We start from the raw sequence: 21,904 nt of genomic DNA, 5'->3' as shown, positions 1-21,904 counted from the left end.
TGCTTTGAAAACCCAAAATAGAGCTATAGATTCTAATTGCTGGATATAAAAAACAGGTGGATTCTATCCGCATCTAACAATAATAAAAAATTTGAAATAGAATAAAGTGATTTTATAAAAGGAGAAGTTATTGTAAAGTTTCTATTTAAAATTATCACAAAAAAAATCCAATGAAATTTCATTGGATTTTCTATATATGTAAAATTTTGAACCAAGTTCTGTATTTCGTTTTGTTATTACACGTTGAATCTAAAGTGCATAATATCACCGTCTTTAACAACGTACTCTTTACCTTCTACTTTCATCTTACCAGCTTCTTTTACTTTCGCTTCAGAACCATAAGTAGCAAAGTCTTCATAAGCAATTGTTTCTGCTCTAATAAACCCTTTTTCAAAATCTGTATGTATCACTCCTGCAGCTTGAGGCGCTGTAGAACCAATAGGAATTGTCCAAGCTCTAACTTCCTTTACACCTGCAGTAAAATAAGTCTGTAAGTTTAACAATTTATATGCAGAACGAACCAATCTAGAAACACCCGCTTCTTCTAAGCCAATATCTGCTAAAAACATTTGTCTTTCTTCATAATCGTCTAATTCTGTAATATCTGCTTCTGTACCAACTGCTAATACAATAACTTCTGCATTTTCATCTTTTACAGCCTCTCTAATTTTTTCTACATATGCATTTCCAGAAACGGCAGAACCTTCATCAACATTACAAACATATAACACTGGTTTTAAAGTGATAAACTGTAATGGTTGTACAAATTCCATTTCTTTTTCTGTAAAATCTAAAGTTCTTACAGAAACACCTTTTAATAAAGTTTCTTCAATTTTAAGTAAAACTACTAATTCTGCTTGCGCTTCTTTATTACCAGTTTTAGCTGTTCTCTTTACACGCTCTAAACGTTTTTCTACAGCTTCTAAATCTTTTAATTGCAGTTCAATATCTATTGTTTCTTTGTCTCTAACAGGATCTATAGAATTATCTACATGTATAATATTATCATTATCAAAACAACGAATTACATGTAAAAGAGCATCTGTTTCACGAATATTTGCTAAAAACTGATTTCCTAAACCTTCTCCTTTACTTGCTCCTTTTACCAAACCAGCAATATCTACAATCTCTACAGTAGCAGGCTGAACTCTTTCTGGAACAACTAATTCTTCTAATTTCTCTAAACGTGTATCTGGCACGTTTACAACTCCTAAATTTGGTTCTATGGTACAAAAAGGAAAGTTTGCACTTTGCGCTTTTGCATTTGATAAACAGTTAAATAAAGTTGATTTTCCTACGTTTGGTAATCCTACAATTCCGGCTTTCATCTAAATAATTTTTGCTTCAAAAGAAAGTTTTTTAACTTAAAATTAATAAACTCTCTTAAAGTTTTAAGAATGCAAATATAATACTTTGTTAAACTTAAAATGATTTTTATTTATAAATAAAGAATAACAATACATTTATAAAAAAATCAACATTTTATGACGAAAAAACTACTCTCTTTTTCATTACTATTTTTAAATATTATAGTAATGAACTCTCAAACAATTTCAGGTAAAATCATCAGTCTAAATTCTTCAAATCCAATTGAGAAAGCAGCACTTTTAACAGACAAAAAATCTGGTTCGACTTCAGATGAATTAGGTAATTATACTTTAAACTTAGATAACGTAAAAATTATTACTATTTCTTGCTTAGGCTATCAACCAAAAACCATTACAAAAAGGCAACTAATAAATAATCATTACGTAGTAAACTTACAAGAAGACGTAAATCTACTCGATGAATTTCAACTAAACTTAACCAAAGTTACTTTAGATAGCTTATTGATAAAAACAGCTAAAAACATGAAAGAAAACTATCTTTCATCACCTGTAAAACAAGATGTATATGCTATTGAAAATCAAAATTTAGATTTTAAAAAACTAGAATTCGAGTTAAATTCTAGTTCACTTTTAAGTAGAAAAAAAAGAAAATTAGCAGAAAAAGAATTAATGCAATTTGCTGATAATCTTCAAGAAAAAAATCCTGCTTTTGGTACAGAATTTAAAGCAACTGTTTTAAATAAAAAATTCTATTCTGAAGAACGAAAAAAAGAAGTAGATTCTTACGAAGTAACCGCTATTCAGGGGTTTAAAAAAATAGATATAGGAAACGGTGTAACCCTAGAAAACATAACGGAAAGGCTGCAAAACGTCGTTTTAAAACATTTGAATTCTAAAAACACATATAAAGTAAAATCTGGACTTTTTAAACTAGAAGACTCATTGTCTATGGCGGAAACAGCTAGAGTTACAGATTCAATATCAAAAGACAATACTTTTAGTGATTACAACCAAAGTTATCCACTTAGAAATATAAAATATAGAACTGTATTTTTTAAAGCTTCTAATCAAAAGAATTTTCTTGATCAGAAATATTATGAACATCAATTAGAAGAAAATGAAATATTAGGCACTAAAAAGTATTATGTTGTTTCATTTATTCCTAACAAATCAAAATCTAAATATTCGGGTAAAATGTATATTGATCCTGCAGATTTCTTTATCAAAAAAATAGCATACCAATATGCTGATGGAAAACGTGGACAACATTTGAATTTAAAGTTTTTATTTGGAATCAAATTTTCTGAAAACCAACATCATGTAACTGTTTTTTATGAAAAAAATAAAGATGATAAAATATACACTTCCTACATAAAAGAAACCAAAACGAACTACGCATACATAGATAGACCTATAAAATTTATAGAAAATGCCAAAGATAAAAACAAGGTAAAATTTAATGTTAAAGTAGAAATAAACGTCAGTGAAGACAGAGAAACCTTTGTAAATAATATCACCGATTTTGATGCTGATAGCTTTAAAAAGAAGACCAAAGAAGAAATTAAAGAAGCCTATAAAAAAAGAACTACTTATATGACTAAAGAAGCTTATGACGCTTCTAATTGGAAAAATAAAGTTTTAATTCGTCAATATTTAGAACAATATAATTAAGTATAAATCTACTTTAAAACGCTCTATTAAATAAATACCCAACGTAAACGAACGTTGGGTATTTACTTAAACAAAAACAGTATGCTTTTATGCCTTAAAATATAATTTTATCTAACTATTTTTTAATCACAAATTCATCTACAATTTTACAGAAGTCTTGTTAGGCTCAAATTCTTTTTTATTAGTAGAACAAGAAAAAACAAAAAAGGTTCCTAAAATGATTACATACTTTTTCATAAATTATAATGTTTTTTTTTAAGGTTACTATATATTTAAATACTTATTTTATTAAGGAAAAAGCTTCTAACATTTCTGCCAAATTATCAGTCAAAATAAAATCTACCCCAGCATCTAGTAATTCTTTCACTTGCTCTTTTTTTTCTGAATGAAAATAATTTACACGAACACCATTTTGCTTTAGTTTTTTTAGGTCGCGTAACATGTTTACATCATCTCTACTATTTTTTATTTGAAGAAATGCAAAGTTTTTTTTGATGGTTTGGTCGATATAAGAAACACGAGAAGTTGAACGTTCCATATTACAAATCTTCATGTTTTTACTTACGCTATTTACTCCTTTAGCCGCCTTTTTTCCACATGCAATTACAGATTGTTGAACTCTATTTTCTGCCATTACCATTTTAGCCGTTTCTACACCTACCCTTCTGTCTCCTTTTAAATGAATATTTAACCATATGTTTTGTGGCATTATTCTAAGAACTTCTTGTAGAGTTGGTACTTTTTCCCCATTAAACTTTTCAGCTTTCCAACTACCTCCATCTAATTCTCTAATTTCAGTTAAAGTTAACTCAGATACTTTTCCAAAACCATTTGTTGTTCTATTTACAGTAGCATCATGCATGATCACAAGTTTATTATCTTGTGTTAATTGTACATCAAACTCTATCATTTGAACTCCTAAACGTATGGCTTCTTTAAAAGCGGCAATTGTATTCTCTGGATGTGTCTTATTCGCTCCACGATGTGCACAAATACCTTTTAGAGGTAAACTATCTGCTTGTGCAAAAACAGATAGTTTCAACAAGAGTAATATCAAGAATAAAAAATTCTTATTTAATAGTATAACCTTCTTCATCTTTTATTTTTTTAAAAGAAAACATTCTTCTTATTATTGATTACAAATTAAGTTGAATAAAGAAGATTAAAATGATTAAATCTTATTCGTTTTGTATGATATTTAAACTGCTTTATCAAAAAAAACAGCTCATTTTAATTCAAAAATGAAACTTCAATTAATGCTCTTTTTTACGATGTAACATTATATTAACCTTGTCTGAACCTTAAAATAACAAAGAAAAAAAAAGAGACAAAATATAATCTATAACTAACAATATACATTAAGTTTTAACAAAATTTTTAGAATAGGTTTGTCCGAAATTAACATAACAAATCAACTATTTTATTAATTCATTCACAGTATGAAAAAAAGAAACTTAAGGCTTTTTACCTTCTTTTTAATATGCTTGTTATCTGCAAACATATATGCACAACAACAAGTTAAAGGAGTTATAAGCGACACTAATCAAATACTCTTACCAGGAGTATCTGTTGTTTTAAAAGGAACAACTACCGGAGTAACTTCCGATTTTGATGGTAATTATAATATTACTGTTCCTAACAACAATTCAATACTTGTATTTTCATATTTAGGTATGGCAACACAAGAAGTTAATGTTGGTAGTAAAACAAATATCAACGTTACCTTAGAAGAATCTTCAGAAGCGTTAGATGGTATTGTTGTTACCGCACTTGGAATTTCTAGAGAGAAAAAATCATTAGGGTATTCCGTTGCTGAAGTATCTGGAGATGATATGACAACTGTAACACAAGAAAATGCATTAAACGCATTAAATGGTAGAGTTGCAGGTGTGCAAATTAATGCTACCGGAGGTGCTGGTTCTACTGTAAGTGTAATTTTACGTGGTGCTTCTTCATTAACTACAGATAACCAACCTTTATATGTTGTAGATGGTGTTCCTTTAAGTAGTGGACTTACCAACATTGGAAGTATTGGTGGCGGTGTAGAGGTAGATTATGGTGGTGGTATTAGTGATATTAATCCTGATGATATTGCAAACGTATCTGTTTTAAAAGGGCCTAGTGCTGCTGCACTATATGGAGCAAGAGGTGGTAATGGTGTTATTTTAATTACTACAAAATCAGGTAAAAAAAATAAAGGTTTAGGCATTTCTTTTAGTTCTAGTAATGTCTACGAAATCCCTTATAAATTTATCGAAAAATCTACACTTTTTGCCAACGGTAGTAGACCAAACCCTAATACAACACAAATAGACGAAACTTCTTCTGGTTGGGTTGGTCCTGAATTAGACAAAGGTTTAAGTGCTATTCAATGGCCATATTCAGATCAAGAAATAGCTACGGGAGTTGGTGTAGCAAAACCATTAATTTCTAGAGGTGCCAACAATGCTAAAAATTTCTTTGAAAATTCATTTACTTCTACAAATACTGTTTCTATAGAAAATAGTACAGACAGAATGAATTATAGAATATCTTATACCAATATGCAACATGAAGGTTTTATTCCAAATTCTGATTTGTATAGACATAATTTTGGTATCAATAGTAGTTTTGATGTTAATGACAAATTAAAAATTAACTCAAGTATAAAATATACTATTTCTGGTGCAGATAATCGCCCTTCTACAACAGACAGAGGTGCAAACCCTTTACAAGCACTATATGATATTAATAGCCATATAGATATTCTTGACATGAAAGATTATTGGTTAGTAGAGGGCGTTAGCCAAAATGCACCCTATAATTTTGGGGATGATCCTTCTCAATTTGAATTTAACAACCCTTATTTTTTGGCCAATGAAATAAATAATGGGTTTAAAAGAAAAAGATTGATGGGTAATATTCAAGCCGATTATCAATTTACAGACAAACTTTCTTTAATGACTCGTTTTGCTTATAATGATACTCATGAAGTAAGAGAAACTAAAATATCTAGCGGTTTTAATGATGAACCTAATGGTGCTTACGGATTATCTAACATAAATGGTGTAGAAACAAATGTCGATTTTTTACTTACTTATCAAGATAAATTAAACGAAAATTTTGATTACAGCTTATCCGCTGGAGGTAACAGAAGAGATTTAAATAATAATTCATCATCTGCGCAAACTAAAAATGGAGGTTCTGGTTTAGTGGTTCCTAACTTATTTACATTATCTAATATAGCCTCAGATAATATTAGCTATGGTAGTTCTTCATCTAAAAAACGTGTAAATAGTTTGTATGCTTTAGGTAATATTAGTTTTAAAAATACTGTATTTATAGATGCGAGTGTTAGAAACGATTGGTCTAGCACTTTACCTGAAAATAATAATAGCTTTTTGTACCCTTCAGTTTCATCAAGTATTTTATTAGATAAGATTTTTAATATGGGTAACGATGTATCTTTATTTAAGCTGCGTGTAGGTTGGGCACAAGCAGGTAATGATACAAGTGCTTATAATTTATACTCTGTTTTAAGCAATTCTGGAGACTGGGGAGCTGCTTCACAATTATCTGTAAGTGCTGCTTTAAAAAATGATGAAATTAAACCAGAAATTAATACATCTACAGAATACGGTGTTGATCTATCACTTTTTAGAAATAAAATAACATTGGATTTCACGTATTATGAATCTGATAACAAAAACCAAATCTTTCAAAAATCATTACCAATTTCTTCTGGTGCTACAAGTAAACTATTTAATGCTGGTAATTTAAACAGTAAAGGGTTTGAGGCAAGCTTAGGAAGTGTTTTAGTTAAAAATGATGATCTACGTTGGAATATGAATTTAACATTTACGACCAACAAAACCATTATTACAGAATTAGCTCCAGGCACAGATTATGTTTCTTTTTGGTCTGAAGCAAGAAATGGTGCCTATACTTGGGTTGGTGAAGAAATTGGTCAGCTAGTAGATAGAGCATTTGTTCGTGTAGAAGATGAAAATTCGCCTTACTACGGATGGCCTTTGTTAGATGATGAAGGATGGGATAGTGACGATAGAACTTTATCTGATGCAGACGGAAATAGAGTGGCTCCTGTTACTGGTAATTATAATCCTGATTTTAAAATGGGATTACAAACTTCTATCACGTATAAAAACTGGAATTTATCAATGAATTTTGATTGGAGAAAAGGTGGACAATTTGTTTCTCAAACGTACCGTTATTCAGAATCTGATGTACAAACTTCAAGATGGCTAGATAAAGTTCATGACTTAAGCAACGTCAATGATATACCTGCTTACATTAGAGAAAATTCTGATATATTTTTATCACCAAACGGAGAATTCTATCCACTTGTTGGTGGACCTACTGCAGAGTATGGTGGTTTCCCTTATGATGGTTTAAATGATGGAGTATTTTTACCTGGAGTAATGGGGTATTATGATGACAGTGGTAATTTTGTAGCTACTCAAGAAAACCTAGGTGGAGAAGGTACACAATACCATTCTTATGGAGACAATTATCCTTGGAGCTATTCTAAAGCAGCAACTTTTGATGCAGATTACTTAAAACTTAGACAAATTTCTATTGGATATACTTTTCCTCGTGAAGTGTCAGAAAAAATGGGTATGAACAATTTATCGCTTTCATTATTTAGCCGTAATATTATTTTATGGACAAAAGCAGGCATCAATATAGATCCAGAAAGTGCTTTTCAAAGTTCAGGATCAGGAATGGCACAAGGTGTAGAACGATACAACATTCAACCATGGTCAATTCCTGTTGGTTTTAAACTAAACGCAAGTTTTTAAATTAAAATAAAAAATCAAGAATATGAAATTTATAAAAAATATAGTAATTTTATTTCTATTGATTCCAACTTTGCTTATCGTTTCTTGCGATAGTAATTTGGTAGAAATAAATGAGAATCCAAATGGAATTGAGCCTAATTTGGCAGACCCCAATTTATTAATGAGTACGGTAATGACAGGGCTTGCAACAAGTACAACTTCTAGAGGTTATGCTGGAGACACCGGAGCTGCATCACAGTTTATACAAAAAGATTCTTGGTCTGACAACAGATATGATTGGGCTACAGGATCTATTTGGTCTACTAATTACAACTTACTACGCACTAACAAAGTAGCCAATGACCAAGCTGTAGCATTAGGTTTAGATTTTCATGAAGGGGTAACTTTAATACTAAAATCGATGTTATTTGGTAATCTTACCGATTATTATGGAGACATTCCTTATTCAGATGCTTTACACGGAAATATTTTAAACGGAGAAAAACCAGCTTATGATACACAAGAAGCTGTTTACAAAGGCATTATTGCAGATTTAGAAACAGCGTCTACCCTTTTAGAAGGAAGTAATTTTGAAAATGTTGACGCATCTCAAGATGTTTTTTACGCTGGAGATGCTTCTAAATGGCAAAAATTAGCGAACTCCTTAGCACTACGTTATTATATGCGTTTATCAGAAAAATTACCAAGTTTTTCTCAAGATGGTGTAACAAAAACACTTTTAAAACCATTAATAAGTAGCATTGATAATGAATTATCTCTTAGCTATATTGGAGGTATTACGAGTCAATCTTGGCCAGAAAGCGGGCAATTTGGTTCTGCTTCAGAATTTTATAGAGTAAAGCCTTGCACTACGATTACAGACAAATTAAAAGAATTTAACGACCCTAGAATTGCCGTTTGGTTTGCTCCTGTTGTAACCCCTACTAAAGTTGTACCAGCAGATGAAATTCCTGGAGGTGGTGATATTGCAGAACAAGACGGTATCCGTTATATTAACGAAGATACCTTAGAAGAAAATGGTTATGCAATCTACTCATCAAACACTTATGCAGCAGATATAGAAGCAGGCAAAACACTTATTGATACAAGTAGCGTTTACGTAGGTTTACCAGTAGCTGTAAGTAATGCCGATCCATATACATACAATCTAAATACTGAAGGTTCTAGAGGAGGTACAAATAGTTACGTTTCTAGAATGAATGAAGTATTTAATCTAAAAGAAGATGGAGGAAACTTATTAAAAGCAAGGTTGTTTTCGTATGCAGAAATATCGTTTTTAAAAGCAGAAGCAGCCGTAAGAGGTTGGGGATCGGATGCCGAAACTAATTATTTAGAAGGAATAAAAGCTTCTTTAGAAGTGTGGGGACTCGCGGACAATTATAATGAATACATAACCAATTCAGGAGTTGCCTTTGATGGTAGTTTAGAAATAATTATGCAACAAAAATGGATTGCAAATATGTTTAATGGTGATGAAGCATATTTAGATTGGAGAAGAACAGGTTTTCCATCTTTAAATGCTGGTCCTTTAGCTAGAGAAGATGTCATGCCATTAAGGTTTGTGTATCCTAGTGATGAAATAAATAACAACACATCAAATAATGCTGTTGGAGTTGCTTCCTTAGAAGAAACTCCGTATAGCAATACCGATTCTAATGATAGCCCTTATGCTAAACCATGGATTGTACAAGATGTTACAAAACCTTGGTAATATTAAATACAAAAATAATTTTAAAATGCCTGAGTTTCCTCAGGCATTTTTTATTGTAAATAAAATAAGTCTTTTTTATACTAAAACAAAAACTCTAATGTCTAAAATATTTACGATAATTAGATGGTGTTTTCCCCATTTTTGCTTTAAAATAAAGGTTAAAATTAGCTAAATTATTATAGCCACTTTCATAACAGATTTCAGCTATTTGTTTATCCGTTTCAGCCAACAATTTTGTAGCAATACCAACTTTTACATTTTTTACATATTCCATAAAAGTAAGTCCTGTTTTCTTTTTAAAAAATCGACAAAAAGAACTTGGAGCCATATTTAAAACTGCAGATGCTTCATCCAAATTAATTCCTTCTTTAATATTTAAAAAAACATATTCGTATACCTTATCTATTTTATCTACATTTTTAGAAAAAGCAGTCTTTTTATTTGTAGGATTAGACAGTTGCTCTCTATCTTCTATTTTAATAAGATATTCAAATAATTTCAACAGTTTAATATAGTATTCTAAACCATCCGTTTTTACCATTTCTATTAAAGTTTTATGTATTTCTACATCATCTTTAACTTTAAAACGAATTCCATTACTTGCTTCTTTTAATAATAATTCCACTTGCTTTAATTCTGGGATTTTAAAAAAATCAAAATTAAAAACATTTTCAGAAAAATGCGTCACAATACAAGTTGGAGATTCGTTATGATCACTATTCTGTAAATCCCAACAATGAGGTAAATCAGATCCTATAAGTACGAGGTCTCCTTTTTCAAAATTAGAAATATGATCACCAATTATTCTTCTTCCTTTGCCAGAAGTAACATAATTTATTTCAAAGTTTTTATGTGAATGAATTTTCTTATTTGGCGATAAAGGCAACTCTCTTGATATAAAAGTATGGTTGCTTGGTACAAATATTTTTTCAAAAACAAAATGCATAGTATGGCTATTATTCCAGAATCCAATACTATGCAATTGTTTTAATCTTTAGTTTACTATAATGTAATTTCTTGTTTAATTATATGTAATTTATCTTAACAAATAAACCTAAAAATAATGAATCCTTAACGATTCTTTATTGAAAGGAAATCGCTTTTTACTTCATGATAAAATATTTTTGACTTCAATATAAATTTCAATAATGAAAACACAAAAAAGTTTAATTGTTTTAGTAATCACTATATTATTTAGCGCTCTACTACAAGCACAACACACGCATGATAATGAAAGTACACATACACATTATTCTGCATTCGACTCTATAGTTGCACATAAATTAATATTTCCGTCTAGTACACCAGATCGTATTATAGCAAATCTTACAGCAGATGCAGCGCATAGTTTAGCAGTAAATTGGAGAACAGATCAACAAGTGTCTAATGGAGTTATAGAAATAGCTTTAGCAACAGATGGACCCGAATTTTTATTACGAAATGTTGAAAAAATAAATGCAACCTCACAAAAATTTGAAAACCAAAACAGAAATGAACCTCTTGTAAAAGCGACCTATCATTCTGCAGTAGTTCATAATTTAAAACCAAATACCATTTATGTTTATCGTGTTGGAAATGGAAGTAAAGATAATGGTTATTGGAGTGAATGGTTTCAGTATAAAACAGCAAATGTTGGAAATGAAAAGCCTTTTAGTTTTATCTATTTTGGGGATGCTCAAAACAACGTAAAATCTTTATGGTCTAGAGTCATTCGTAATTCATATCGTCAATTTCCACAGGTCGATTTTATGTTACATGCTGGAGATTTAATTAACGATAGAGATGCCAATTTAGAATGGGGAGAATGGTTTTACGCAGGTAATTTTATTCATGCAACGGTACCAAGTATGATGACGCCTGGTAATCATGAATACCGAAATGGTGTTTTATCTTCGTTATGGAGACCACAGTTTACCTTGCCAGAAAATGGCCCAACAGAAGCTTTAAAAGAAACTTGTTTTGCTATAGATTACCAAGACATGAAAATAATTTCTTTAGATAGCGAAGGTTTTGATGAAAGTGAAGAATCAAAAGAAGCTCAAATACAATGGTTAGACTCTGTATTACAAGCAAATACAAAAAAATGGACAATTATCACAACCCACTACCCTATTTATTCTACCGCAAAAGGACGTGATAATAAAGAACTTAGAGAAGCTATAAAACCTTTAATTGATAAATATGGTGTGGATTTAGTTTTACAAGGTCATGATCATACATATGCAAGAGGATTTCCTAAAAATGAAGGAAAAGGTTTAACTGTAGTAGAAGATGCGGGTGCTGTTTATGCTGTTTCTGTAAGTGGACCAAAAATGTACGAATCTAAAGATCAAGAATGGATGGTAAGACGAGGTGAATACACGCAACTCTTTCAAATCATAACAGTATCTAAAGACACCATTAAGTATGGAGCCTACACACCTATTGGCACTCTTTATGACGCTTTTGAAATTATAAAAAAAGATGGAAAAAAAACATTGATTAATAAAGTTCCTGAAACACCTGTTAGATTAAAAAAAGATCTAGAAAAAGGAGAATAACTCCTCAACTAAAACAACGATAAAAATTGCAAAAAATGAAAATCACAAAACAACTAATTATTTTATTCGTCTTTTTTATAGGGTGGTCTTGTACAAAAGAAAATATACGTCAAAAAGAAACAACAGAAGTAATTGTAAAAGCTACAAATATAACTACAACACTTAAAGAGTTTAAAAATGCAACATCAAAATCAATCTTGGTTGCAGCTCATAGAGGTGCACACATGGGTAATTTTGAAAATTCTATAGAATCTTCATTAAAATCTATTGAATTAGGAGTAGATATAATAGAGGTTGATGTAAAAACAACAAAAGACGGACAACTAATTTTAATGCATGATAGCTCTATAGATCGCACAACTACAGGAACAGGTGAAGTTGAAGACTTAACATTAGCTGAGATTAAAGCTTTTAAACTAAAAGCACCTTATGGCAGAATAAGCAAAGAATCTGTACCAACTTTTGAAGAATTTTTAAAAGTAGTTAAAGGTAAAATAATGGTAGATGTAGATATGAAAACGGACAATGTAGAAGGATTAGTGAAAGCTGTAAATGAATTTGGAAATAAAAACGAGGTATTTTATTTTGATAATGATTACAACCAGTTAGAACGCATTAAAATTTTAGATAAATCCGCTCAATTAATGCCTAGAGCATATTCTTTAAAAATGGCAGATTCGGCTGTTGTAAAGTTTAACCCAGAAGTTGTACATATAGACACGGGCTTTAATACCAAAGAAGTTGGTGATTTGTTAAAAGAAAACAATGCTAGAATTTGGATAAATACCTTAGGAGAAAAAGATGCTGAAATTCGTTATGGAAGTGGAGAAAAAATAATTGAAGAATTGATTAAAGATGGAGCTAATATCATTCAGACTGATGAACCCGAAATGTTATTAGAATTATTAAGAAGCAAAGGTTTACATCAATAATTTGGTGCTATTATTTTTTTTTCATTAATAAACAGTAAATCTAATTAACAATCAGGTGAAATTAAAAAACATTTTATCACTATTACCTCTTCTTTTTTGTTTGATAATTTGCAAACAAGAATCATTTTCTGAAAAAAAGAAGGTACCCGAAATTTATGTAACACCTATTTATAAAGTTGATTATGGAGATGCCACAGCGGATAAATCTCAATCTAAATCATGGGCTACAGAGCATGGCCATTGGTTACTTTGTTGGTGATAAAGATGGACCTAAGTTATTAAAAAAAGATATTTCAGGATGGTCTCCTCAAACGGTAATTAATAAGCAGTTGACAAACTTACCCCGTAAAGCTGATGTTTTTAAGAAAGAGAATGATGTACATATTGTCTTAGTGGATGAATGTAATTTGAGTGTTGTTAAAATGACTTATTCAAAAGAGAAATACAAAATTCAATGGAAACAGACGCTTTCTATTCCTAAAAACTGTCATTCTATAGAAACTGCAACGATTACACAAGATTCTAAAAATGAATTTTGGGTTTGTGCAGATATGAATGAAACCATAATGGTTTGGCATTCTTTAGACGGAAAAAATTGGTCTACACCATTTACGATTGCTGATAATATAAATAAAGATGACATTTCTTTAATTGCGAAATTAGAAAACCAACTATCTGTAATTTGGTCTAATCAAAATACACAAACCATCTACGAACGAATTCATTATGACGGAAATAAATTAGATAAATGGTCTCAACCAATCATTATTCAACAAGGAAACAATAACGCAGATGATCACTTAAATGCGACAGTTTTAGAAAGTGGAGAAATGATGGTGGCTTCTAAAAATAGTGTTGATAAAATTAATCAACCTCAATTTGTATTAAGAATAAGAGATAAAAAAGGAAATTGGACAAACATTCCGTATGAGCCTCTTAAGAGGGGAAAAAGTCCCAGTAGACCAATTATTAATCATGTAACATCCGGAAAAATATTTGAAGCGCATTCTGTAAAAAACAAAGAAAATAATAGATATTATATTTCTGTAAATGAAATTACAAAAACGAAAAACAAATATATTTTTAAAGAACTCATTCGATTAAAAACAAAAATAAAAGGAAAAAATGGTGATGTTACTTCTAGTAAAGATCCTTTCTTTTCTAAAAAATCAAAATTTATCTTTTTCTCTGATGATTTCGGTAATATTTATTCGTTTGATCTAGATTTACTATTCTAGAGATATTTTCTAAACAACTACTATAAAGGTATTTATAAAGTAAAAGCCCCAAATCTGATTGATTTGGGGCTTTTATAATATTATAAAAATATTTTATTAGTCGTTATGCATAAAGCTTTGCTTAGCTAACAACTCTTCTTCTGTTTCTACAACGTCGTCATCTGGTACACAACAATCTACAGGACATACTGCAGCACATTGTGGCTCATCATGAAAACCTTTACATTCTGTACACTTATCTGGAACGATATAATAGATTTCATCAGAAACTGGTTCTTGAACATCGTCGGCATTTACCGATTTACCATTTGGTAAGACTGCATTTCCTTTCAAATCTGTTCCGTCTGAATATTTCCAATCATCTGCTCCTTCGTAAATTGCAGTGTTAGGACATTCTGGTTCACATGCCCCACAATTTATACATTCATCTGTTATTATAATTGCCATAATTTTCTGTTCTGTTTTTGTACCTTTGCAATTGCAAAAATAAAGCCAAAATAATAGACAACCAAAATAAATGGATAGTATTCAAAACAGAATTATTGCTTTCGCAAAATTAGGCGCCTTTTTAGGTCAGTTTTCTATCGATAAAATAAAAAAAATCGATAATATTGAACATAATGAAATCTTTTTTGATGGCTTTTTACATCAAATAAAACTAGCACAAGAAAAGAACTCTTGGTTTACAAAAGATAATGTTTTATTCTCCTTAAATAGCCTACATAAATCACTAACAGAAAAAAACTTAAATACATTTACCAAAAGTTTAGATTCAACTATAAAACCATCAAAAAAAGTTGCGATTGTAATGGCTGGAAACATACCTTTGGTAGGATTTCATGATTTTTTATCGGTATTAATATCTGGGCATTCAGTATTGGTTAAGCAATCTTCTAGTGATAAACACTTATTACCTTTTTTAGCGAAGTATTTAGAGTATGTAGAACCTACTTTTAAGGGAAAAATTACTTTTACAGAAGAAAAGTTGACAGATTTTGATGCTGTAATCGCTACCGGAAGCGATAATACAGCACGATATTTTGAGTATTATTTTAAAAATAAACCAAATATTATTAGAAAAAGTAGAAATTCCGTGGCAGTTATCACCGGAAAAGAAACCGAAGAAGATTTTATTAAATTATCGGATGATGTTTTTCAATACTTTGGTTTAGGTTGCAGATCTGTTTCTAAATTATATGTGCCTAAAGGCTATAATTTTGATGCTTTTTTTACAGGAATGTATGCTAAAAAAGACATGATTGAAAACGCAAAATATGCGAATAATTATGATTATAACAAAGCGGTGTATTTAATGAGCTTGTTTGATTTGTTAGAAAATGGTTTTCTAATGATTAAAGAAGACGAAAGCTATGCCTCTCCTATTGCTACTATTTTCTATGAATATTACGACAATGAAACAGATTTAAAAATAAAATTACATCAAGATAAAGATAAAATTCAATGTATTGTTGCCAAAGACTTTATAGAAAATGAAATCGCTTTTGGGCAAACACAACATCCTAAATTAACAGATTACGCAGATGGTGTAAATACATTAGAATTTTTATCAACAATATAAACCTTACAAAGGGATATTAAATTAAATCGCGAAGACGCTCAGTTTTTCGCAAAGTTCGCAAAGTGTTACAACTTTGAATCTAAAACATTAAATATTGAACTTAAGAGTATGAAAAAACATAATTTCAGTGCAGGTCCTTGTATTTTACCACAAGAAGTATTGCAAAAAGCTTCAGAAGCAATCTTAAACTTTAATGATGATAATTTATCATTAATAGAAATTTCTCACAGAAGTAAACCTTTTGTAGAAGTAATAGAAAAAGCACGTTCTTTAGCTTTAGAATTGTTAGGATTAGAAAATAAAGGTTACAAAGCTTTGTTTTTACAAGGTGGTGCAAGTTTAGAGTTTTTAATGGTTGCTTACAATTTGTTAGATAAAAAAGCAGCGTATTTAAATACGGGTACTTGGGCAGATAAAGCAATTAAAGAAGCAAAAGCTTTTGGAGAAGTTGTAGAAGTTGGTTCTTCTAAAGACAAAGGTTACAACTATATTCCTAAAGGATATACAATACCAGAAGATGCAGATTATTTTCACTGTACAAGTAACAATACCGTTGCTGGTACGCAGATGAAAGATTTTCCGGAAACCAATATTCCTTTGGTTTGTGATATGAGTTCAGACATTTTTTCTCGTCAGTTAGATTTCGAAAAATTCGATCTTATTTATGCAGGTGCTCAGAAAAATATGGGGCCAGCTGGTGCAACTTTAGTCATTATTAAAGAAGAAATTTTAGGTAAAGTAGAAAGACATATTCCTTCTATGTTAAACTATCAAATTCATATTGATAAAGATAGTATGTTTAATACACCTTCTGTATTTGCAATCTATGTTTCTATGTTAACCTTACAATGGTTAAAAGATTTAGGCGGAATTGAATTTATTGAAGAAGTAAATAATAAAAAAGCAGCCCTTTTATACTCTGAAATTGATAGAAACCCGTTGTTTAAAGGAATTGTAGCCAAAGAAGACAGAAGTACAATGAATGCTACTTTTACTTTAACAGATGATTCTTTAAAGGAGAAATTTGATACCATGTGTAAAGAAGCAGGAATTAGCGGAATAAATGGACACAGAAGTGTTGGTGGTTATAGAGCAAGTATGTACAACGCCTTACCTTTATATAGCGTACAAGTTTTGGTTGATGCGATGCAAGAGTTAGAAAGAATTCAAAAATAAAATAAAAATCGTCATTCCGATTGAAATGAAGGAATCTTACGTTAAGATTGCCACATTTCAACATTAAGAATGACCCCAATAGTTAGAATGAAAATATTAGCAAACGATGGAATTTCTAAAAGCGGAATAGATGCTTTAGAAAAAGGAGGATTTGAAGTACTAGACATAAAAGTAGCACAAAATCAGTTAGAAAGTTATATCAATGAAAACAATGTTGATGCAATTTTAGTAAGAAGCGCAACACAAGTAAGACAAGAATTAATGGAAGCTTGCCCAAGTCTAAAATTAATTGGACGTGGTGGTGTTGGCTTAGATAATATAGATGTAGAATATGCAGAAGACAACGGTTTACATGTAATTAACACACCAAAAGCTTCATCTGGCTCTGTGGCAGAATTGGTTTTTGCACACCTTTTTGGGATGGCTCGTTTTTTACATTCTTCAAATAGAGAAATGCCTTTAGAAGGAGATTCTCGTTTTAAAGAATTGAAAAAAGCCTACTCTGAGGGAATTGAATTAAGAGGAAAAACAATTGGTATTATCGGTTTTGGACGCATTGGTCAAGAAGTTGCAAAAATTGCTATTGGTGTTGGAATGAATGTTTTAGCAACTGATGATGAAGTTACAAGTGCACCAATTACTTTAGAGTTTTTTAACGGACAAAAAACTACCTTTATTATTGAAACTGTAGATAAAGAAGAACTTTTAAAAGAGTCGGACTTTATTACTTTACACACACCAGATCAAGAAGATTATATTATTACGGCATCAGAATTTGAAAAAATGAAAGACGGTGTAGGTATAATAAATACATCTAGAGGTGGTATTTTACACGAAGTAGATTTAGTAAAAGCTATAGAAAGCGGTAAAGTACAATTTGCAGGTTTAGATGTTTTTGAAACAGAACCTACTCCAGCAGTACAATTATTAATGAATCCAGAAATTTCTTTAACTCCGCATATTGGCGCTGCAACCAAAGAAGCACAAGATAGAATTGGAGTTGAATTAGCAAATCAGATTATTGCTTTGTTAAAGAATTAGAAAAAATTATTAATACAAGATTCTTAAAAAAATAATTTCATTCGAAATGACAGTTATTTTATAACAACAACTGTCATTTCGAAATTATTTTTTATGTGATTGTGAAATTTCATCCATACCTAATATTTAGAATCTTCGTCTGAATAACAAAAAAAGAAAACATGATTAAAGAAAATCTATTAGAAATAAAACAATCACTTCCAGAAAATGTAACTTTAGTAGCTGTTTCTAAAACCAAACCTTTAGAAGACTTGCAAGAAGCATATGCTGCTGGTCAGCGTATTTTTGGTGAGAATAAAATTCAGGAAATGGTGGATAAATATGATGCTTTACCAAAAGACATTCAGTGGCATATGATTGGTCATTTACAAAGTAATAAGGTAAAGTACATGGCACATTTTGTAGATTTGATTCATGGAGTTGATAAATTCTCTACTTTAAAGGAAATCAACAAGCAAGCAAAAAAACATGATAAAGTTATCAACTGTTTATTACAAGTAAAAATAGCCAAAGAAGACACCAAATTTGGTTTGTCTTTTGATGAAATAAATAAAATTTTAGCATCAGAAGCATTCGTAGAATTAAAGAACATAAAAATTACCGGTTTTATGGGAATGGCCACATTTACAGACAATAAGAAACAGTTACAAGAAGAATTTTCATCACTAAATACCTTTTTTAACGAACTTAAAACTCAATACCCATCACTAAAAACTTTATCAATGGGAATGAGTGGAGATTATATACTTGCTATAGAAAATGGAAGTAATATGGTAAGAGTTGGTAGTTCTATATTTGGTCAAAGAAATTATAATGCTTAATTTTATCATAAAAGAAAAAGACTTTGTACGCAATTTTAGATATTGAAACCACAGGAGGAAAATTTAATGAAGAAGGCATCACAGAAATTGCTATATATAAATTTGACGGCCACACAACAGTAGACCAATTCATTAGCTTAGTAAATCCGGAAAAGCCCATTCAAGAATTTGTGGTAAAACTTACGGGCATTAATAATAAAATGCTTAAAAATGCACCTAAATTCTATGAAGTTGCCAAACGGATTATAGAAATTACATCAGATTGTATTTTAGTTGCTCATAATACCACTTTCGATTACAGAATTTTAAGTACCGAATTTGATCGATTAGGGTACGACTTTAATAGAAATACCTTGTGTACTGTAGAATTAAGTCAGAAATTAATTTTAGACCAACCTTCTTACAGCTTAGGGAAACTTACCAAATCTTTAGGAATACCAATTACAGACAGACATAGAGCTTCTGGAGATGCTTTGGCAACCGTGCAATTGTTTAAATTACTCTTAGAAAAAGACACGAATAAAAGTATTATACAAAGTTCTATAAAGTATTTTGACAGAAGACATCAAAAGCAAAAATTAAGAAGTTTAATAGAGGAAATACCAACTGTACAAGGAGTTTTTTACATTCATGATAAAGAAGGTAGAGTTGTATTTATTGGAAAAGGAAAGAATATTAAATCGGAAGTAAATAACCTCTTTCTAAAGGTAACCAAAAGAGCAGTTAAAATTCAGGAAAGAGCACAATCTATTTCTTTTGACAAAACAGGAAATGAACTTTTTACCCGTTTAAAATATGCTATCGAATTAGATGCTTTAACTCCTAAATTTAATTTTAAGAAGAATCCGAAATTTATTACTCAAGATTTTAATAATGAAGATTTTATTATCATTGAAAAAGGGAGAGAAGTAGAAGAAAATGCCGTAATTTTAATAGAAAAGAACGAGGTATATGGTTGTGGTTACACAAACTTAAGCAATCAAGAAAGTAAGATAGATATTTTAAAAACGATCTTAACTCCTATTGAAAACAAGATTCAAGCAAAAAATATTATCAAAAATTACATCAACAAAAATAAAGTACAGAAAATTATTAGACTGTAAATGAAATCTTTAACCCTATTACTCCTACTCTCATCCACTTTAATTATTGCGCAAAAAAGTAAAACTACTAAAATGGGTAAAACCACTCTAGAAGAATTACAAATGACAATTTACGATAAAGACTCTACGGCAACCGCTGTTGTTTTATACGAACACGCAAATAGATATCCAGATAGAGATAATGATGAAATTCCTAGAACAGATTACTACTATCGAATTAAGATTTTAGATAAGGCTTCTTTTAATTTAGCCGATATTACAATTAACTTATACGAAAAACAGAAAGTTAAAGACATTAGTGCAGTTACTTATAATATTACCGAAAACGGTACTATGAGCAGCACATATCTTGATGATAAGGATATCTTTACTACTAAAGAACGAGATACCTGGACGGTTAAAAACTTTACGCTACCTAATATAAAAGAAGGCTCCGTTATAGAATACACCTACAGTATTTTATCTCCGTATTTAAGCATTAACGATTGGGAGTTTCAATCTGACATACCAAAAATAAAAAGTGAATTTGATGCATCTATCTTAGGGAATTATCAATATAATATAAAAAAAACAGGCTATTTACAATTAGATAAAGACGAACCTTCGATGGATAAAAAATGTGTCTATGTTGATGGTATAGGTGAAGGAGGATGTGCAACATATTCTTATGGGATGAATGATATTCCTGCTTTTAAAGAAGAAGATTATATGTTGAGCAAAAAAAATTACATCTCTAAAATTTCTTTTGATATAAAATCGATTACTAGTTATAGAGGTGTTGTAGACAACTTAACGACTACTTGGAAACAAGCCGATAAAAGCTTAAAAGATCGTTTTTTTAATAATCAGACCTCAAAAAAAACTTTTTTTAGAAAAAATATTTCTGAAGCTATTTTAGAAACTGAAAACAGTTTAGATAGAGCGCAAAAAATTTACACTTTTATTCAGAATCATTACACTTGGAATGAAAAGTATTGGACCAATGAAGATGCAAAAGTAAAAGAAGCTTTTCAGCAAAAATCTGGTGATGTTGGTGAAATAAACATTTCGTTATACAACAGTTTAAAAGCGGCGGATATAGATGCCAATTTAGTCGTTTTATCTACAAGAGAAAACGGAATTCCTACAAAAATATTTCCAGTTATTTATGACTATAATTATGTAATTGTTCAAGCTGTTATAGATGGTACATCTTATTTTTTAGACGCAACAGACAAATTTATTCCTTTTGGAGAAGTTCCGTATAGAGTATTAAATGGAGAAGCTAGAATAATCAACTTTAAAGAAGAAAGCTCTTGGGTAACTTTAAAGCCAAAATACAGATCATCCCTAAACATAAACTCTAGTCTTACGTTAGATGAAGAAGGCGTATTTACTGGATCTTTAATGATGATAAGAAACGGTCTTTTAGCAACAGAGCAAAGAAAAAAAATGTCGTTAACTAATGAAGATAGTTATTTAGAAAATTTTGAAGCTAAATATCCAAACCTAGAAGTTGATGAATATGAAAGAGACAATTTAGAAAACTTAGATAAAAAATTACAAGAAAAATTTACGATCCGATTAGAAATGGATGAAGTCTTAGGTAACAAAATAAGAATAAATCCGTTTCTATTTAATAGAATAAAACAAAATCCTTTTAAATTAAAAGAAAGAAATTACCCTGTAGATTTTGGGTATGCTAGACTGAATAATTTTTACTTAAGCTTAACAATTCCAGAAAATTACACCATTGTAAATTTACCTAAAGACAAAGCAATATCACTACCTAATAAAGGTGGTAGATTCATACTTAAAACAGTAAAAAAAGGAAATACAATTACTGTTTTAACAAGAATGCAAATCTCAAAAAAAATCTTTTCTGTAGCAGAATATTATACTTTAAAGGAGTTTTACAAACAAATTATTATTTCTGAGAGTGGTTATATAATTTTAGAAAAGAACTAATTTATTTTATATCTGTCA

General features: G+C 30.2%; 16 protein-coding genes. 12 read left to right on the top strand and 4 right to left on the bottom strand.

All coding sequences use genetic code 11. The features are described 5' to 3' along the window. Nucleotides 1-236: 236 nt before the first annotated feature. Nucleotides 237-1,328, bottom strand: a complete 1,092-nt coding sequence (gene ychF, locus H0I27_RS08610; RefSeq protein ID WP_218733657.1) for a redox-regulated ATPase YchF — start codon at nucleotides 1,326-1,328, stop codon at nucleotides 237-239. A gap of 207 nt (nucleotides 1,329-1,535) precedes the next feature. Between ychF and H0I27_RS08605 the strand changes: the two genes are divergently transcribed. Then, a complete protein-coding gene (locus H0I27_RS08605; protein ID WP_218733655.1) occupies nucleotides 1,536-2,999 on the top strand; it encodes a carboxypeptidase-like regulatory domain-containing protein in 1,464 nt (487 codons plus the stop codon). Between the two features lie 280 nt (nucleotides 3,000-3,279). Here H0I27_RS08605 and H0I27_RS08600 read toward each other — a convergent pair whose 3' ends face one another. Continuing rightward, the gene (locus tag H0I27_RS08600; protein ID WP_218733653.1) at nucleotides 3,280-4,095 is read right to left on the bottom strand and encodes a glycerophosphodiester phosphodiesterase family protein; all 816 of its coding nucleotides are present in this window, start codon (nucleotides 4,093-4,095) and stop codon (nucleotides 3,280-3,282) included. Nucleotides 4,096-4,438: 343 nt separating this feature from the next. On the opposite strand from H0I27_RS08600, the gene H0I27_RS08595 reads away from it, so the two are divergent. Continuing rightward, complete coding sequence (locus H0I27_RS08595) at nucleotides 4,439-7,798, top strand: SusC/RagA family TonB-linked outer membrane protein (RefSeq protein ID WP_218733651.1); 3,360 nt, start codon at nucleotides 4,439-4,441, stop codon at nucleotides 7,796-7,798. A gap of 22 nt (nucleotides 7,799-7,820) precedes the next feature. Next, nucleotides 7,821-9,509, top strand: a complete 1,689-nt coding sequence (locus H0I27_RS08590; protein WP_218733649.1) for a SusD/RagB family nutrient-binding outer membrane lipoprotein — start codon at nucleotides 7,821-7,823, stop codon at nucleotides 9,507-9,509. Nucleotides 9,510-9,603: 94 nt separating this feature from the next. Here the strand turns inward: H0I27_RS08590 and H0I27_RS08585 are convergent, their stop codons facing one another. Further along, on the bottom strand, nucleotides 9,604-10,491 hold the full coding sequence (locus tag H0I27_RS08585; RefSeq protein WP_218733647.1) for an AraC family transcriptional regulator: 888 nt from the start codon (nucleotides 10,489-10,491) through the stop codon (nucleotides 9,604-9,606). A 166-nt stretch (nucleotides 10,492-10,657) separates the two neighbouring features. On the opposite strand from H0I27_RS08585, the gene H0I27_RS08580 reads away from it, so the two are divergent. The 3 genes from H0I27_RS08580 to H0I27_RS08570 all read left to right on the top strand — a co-directional run bounded on the left by H0I27_RS08580 (nucleotide 10,658) and on the right by H0I27_RS08570 (nucleotide 14,219). Continuing rightward, the gene (locus H0I27_RS08580) at nucleotides 10,658-12,049 is read left to right on the top strand and encodes a metallophosphoesterase family protein (RefSeq protein WP_218733645.1); all 1,392 of its coding nucleotides are present in this window, start codon (nucleotides 10,658-10,660) and stop codon (nucleotides 12,047-12,049) included. Nucleotides 12,050-12,084: 35 nt separating this feature from the next. Next, entirely contained in the window at nucleotides 12,085-12,981 is an 897-nt protein-coding gene (locus H0I27_RS08575; RefSeq protein WP_218733643.1) for a glycerophosphodiester phosphodiesterase family protein, read from the top strand. Nucleotides 12,982-13,214: 233 nt separating this feature from the next. Then, nucleotides 13,215-14,219, top strand: coding sequence for a hypothetical protein (locus tag H0I27_RS08570; protein ID WP_218733641.1), 1,005 nt, complete (start codon nucleotides 13,215-13,217; stop codon nucleotides 14,217-14,219). Between the two features lie 96 nt (nucleotides 14,220-14,315). Here the strand turns inward: H0I27_RS08570 and H0I27_RS08565 are convergent, their stop codons facing one another. Then, nucleotides 14,316-14,666, bottom strand: coding sequence for a 4Fe-4S dicluster domain-containing protein (locus H0I27_RS08565; RefSeq protein ID WP_068448123.1), 351 nt, complete (start codon nucleotides 14,664-14,666; stop codon nucleotides 14,316-14,318). A 70-nt stretch (nucleotides 14,667-14,736) separates the two neighbouring features. Here H0I27_RS08565 and H0I27_RS08560 point away from each other — a divergent pair, with 70 nt between their 5' ends. The 6 genes from H0I27_RS08560 to H0I27_RS08535 all read left to right on the top strand — a co-directional run bounded on the left by H0I27_RS08560 (nucleotide 14,737) and on the right by H0I27_RS08535 (nucleotide 21,886). Further along, nucleotides 14,737-15,798: an acyl-CoA reductase gene (locus H0I27_RS08560; protein WP_218733639.1), complete on the top strand. Its 1,062-nt coding sequence runs from the start codon at nucleotides 14,737-14,739 to the stop codon at nucleotides 15,796-15,798. A gap of 108 nt (nucleotides 15,799-15,906) precedes the next feature. Further along, on the top strand, nucleotides 15,907-16,974 hold the full coding sequence (gene serC, locus H0I27_RS08555; RefSeq protein ID WP_218733637.1) for a 3-phosphoserine/phosphohydroxythreonine transaminase: 1,068 nt from the start codon (nucleotides 15,907-15,909) through the stop codon (nucleotides 16,972-16,974). Nucleotides 16,975-17,061: 87 nt separating this feature from the next. Then, a complete protein-coding gene (locus H0I27_RS08550; protein ID WP_218733635.1) occupies nucleotides 17,062-18,015 on the top strand; it encodes a D-2-hydroxyacid dehydrogenase in 954 nt (317 codons plus the stop codon). A gap of 161 nt (nucleotides 18,016-18,176) precedes the next feature. Further along, a complete protein-coding gene (locus tag H0I27_RS08545; protein ID WP_218733633.1) occupies nucleotides 18,177-18,836 on the top strand; it encodes a YggS family pyridoxal phosphate-dependent enzyme in 660 nt (219 codons plus the stop codon). Between the two features lie 23 nt (nucleotides 18,837-18,859). After that, on the top strand, nucleotides 18,860-19,939 hold the full coding sequence (locus H0I27_RS08540) for an exonuclease domain-containing protein (RefSeq protein WP_218733631.1): 1,080 nt from the start codon (nucleotides 18,860-18,862) through the stop codon (nucleotides 19,937-19,939). Continuing rightward, entirely contained in the window at nucleotides 19,940-21,886 is a 1,947-nt protein-coding gene (locus H0I27_RS08535; protein ID WP_218733629.1) for a DUF3857 domain-containing protein, read from the top strand. Nucleotides 21,887-21,904 lie beyond the last annotated feature (18 nt).

It is taken from the genome of Polaribacter sp. HaHaR_3_91, assembly GCF_019278525.1.
In the GTDB taxonomy this organism is placed as follows: domain Bacteria; phylum Bacteroidota; class Bacteroidia; order Flavobacteriales; family Flavobacteriaceae; genus Polaribacter.
The sequence above is the reverse complement of the archived record's forward strand: the minus strand, read 5'-3'. Positions and strand labels throughout refer to the sequence as shown.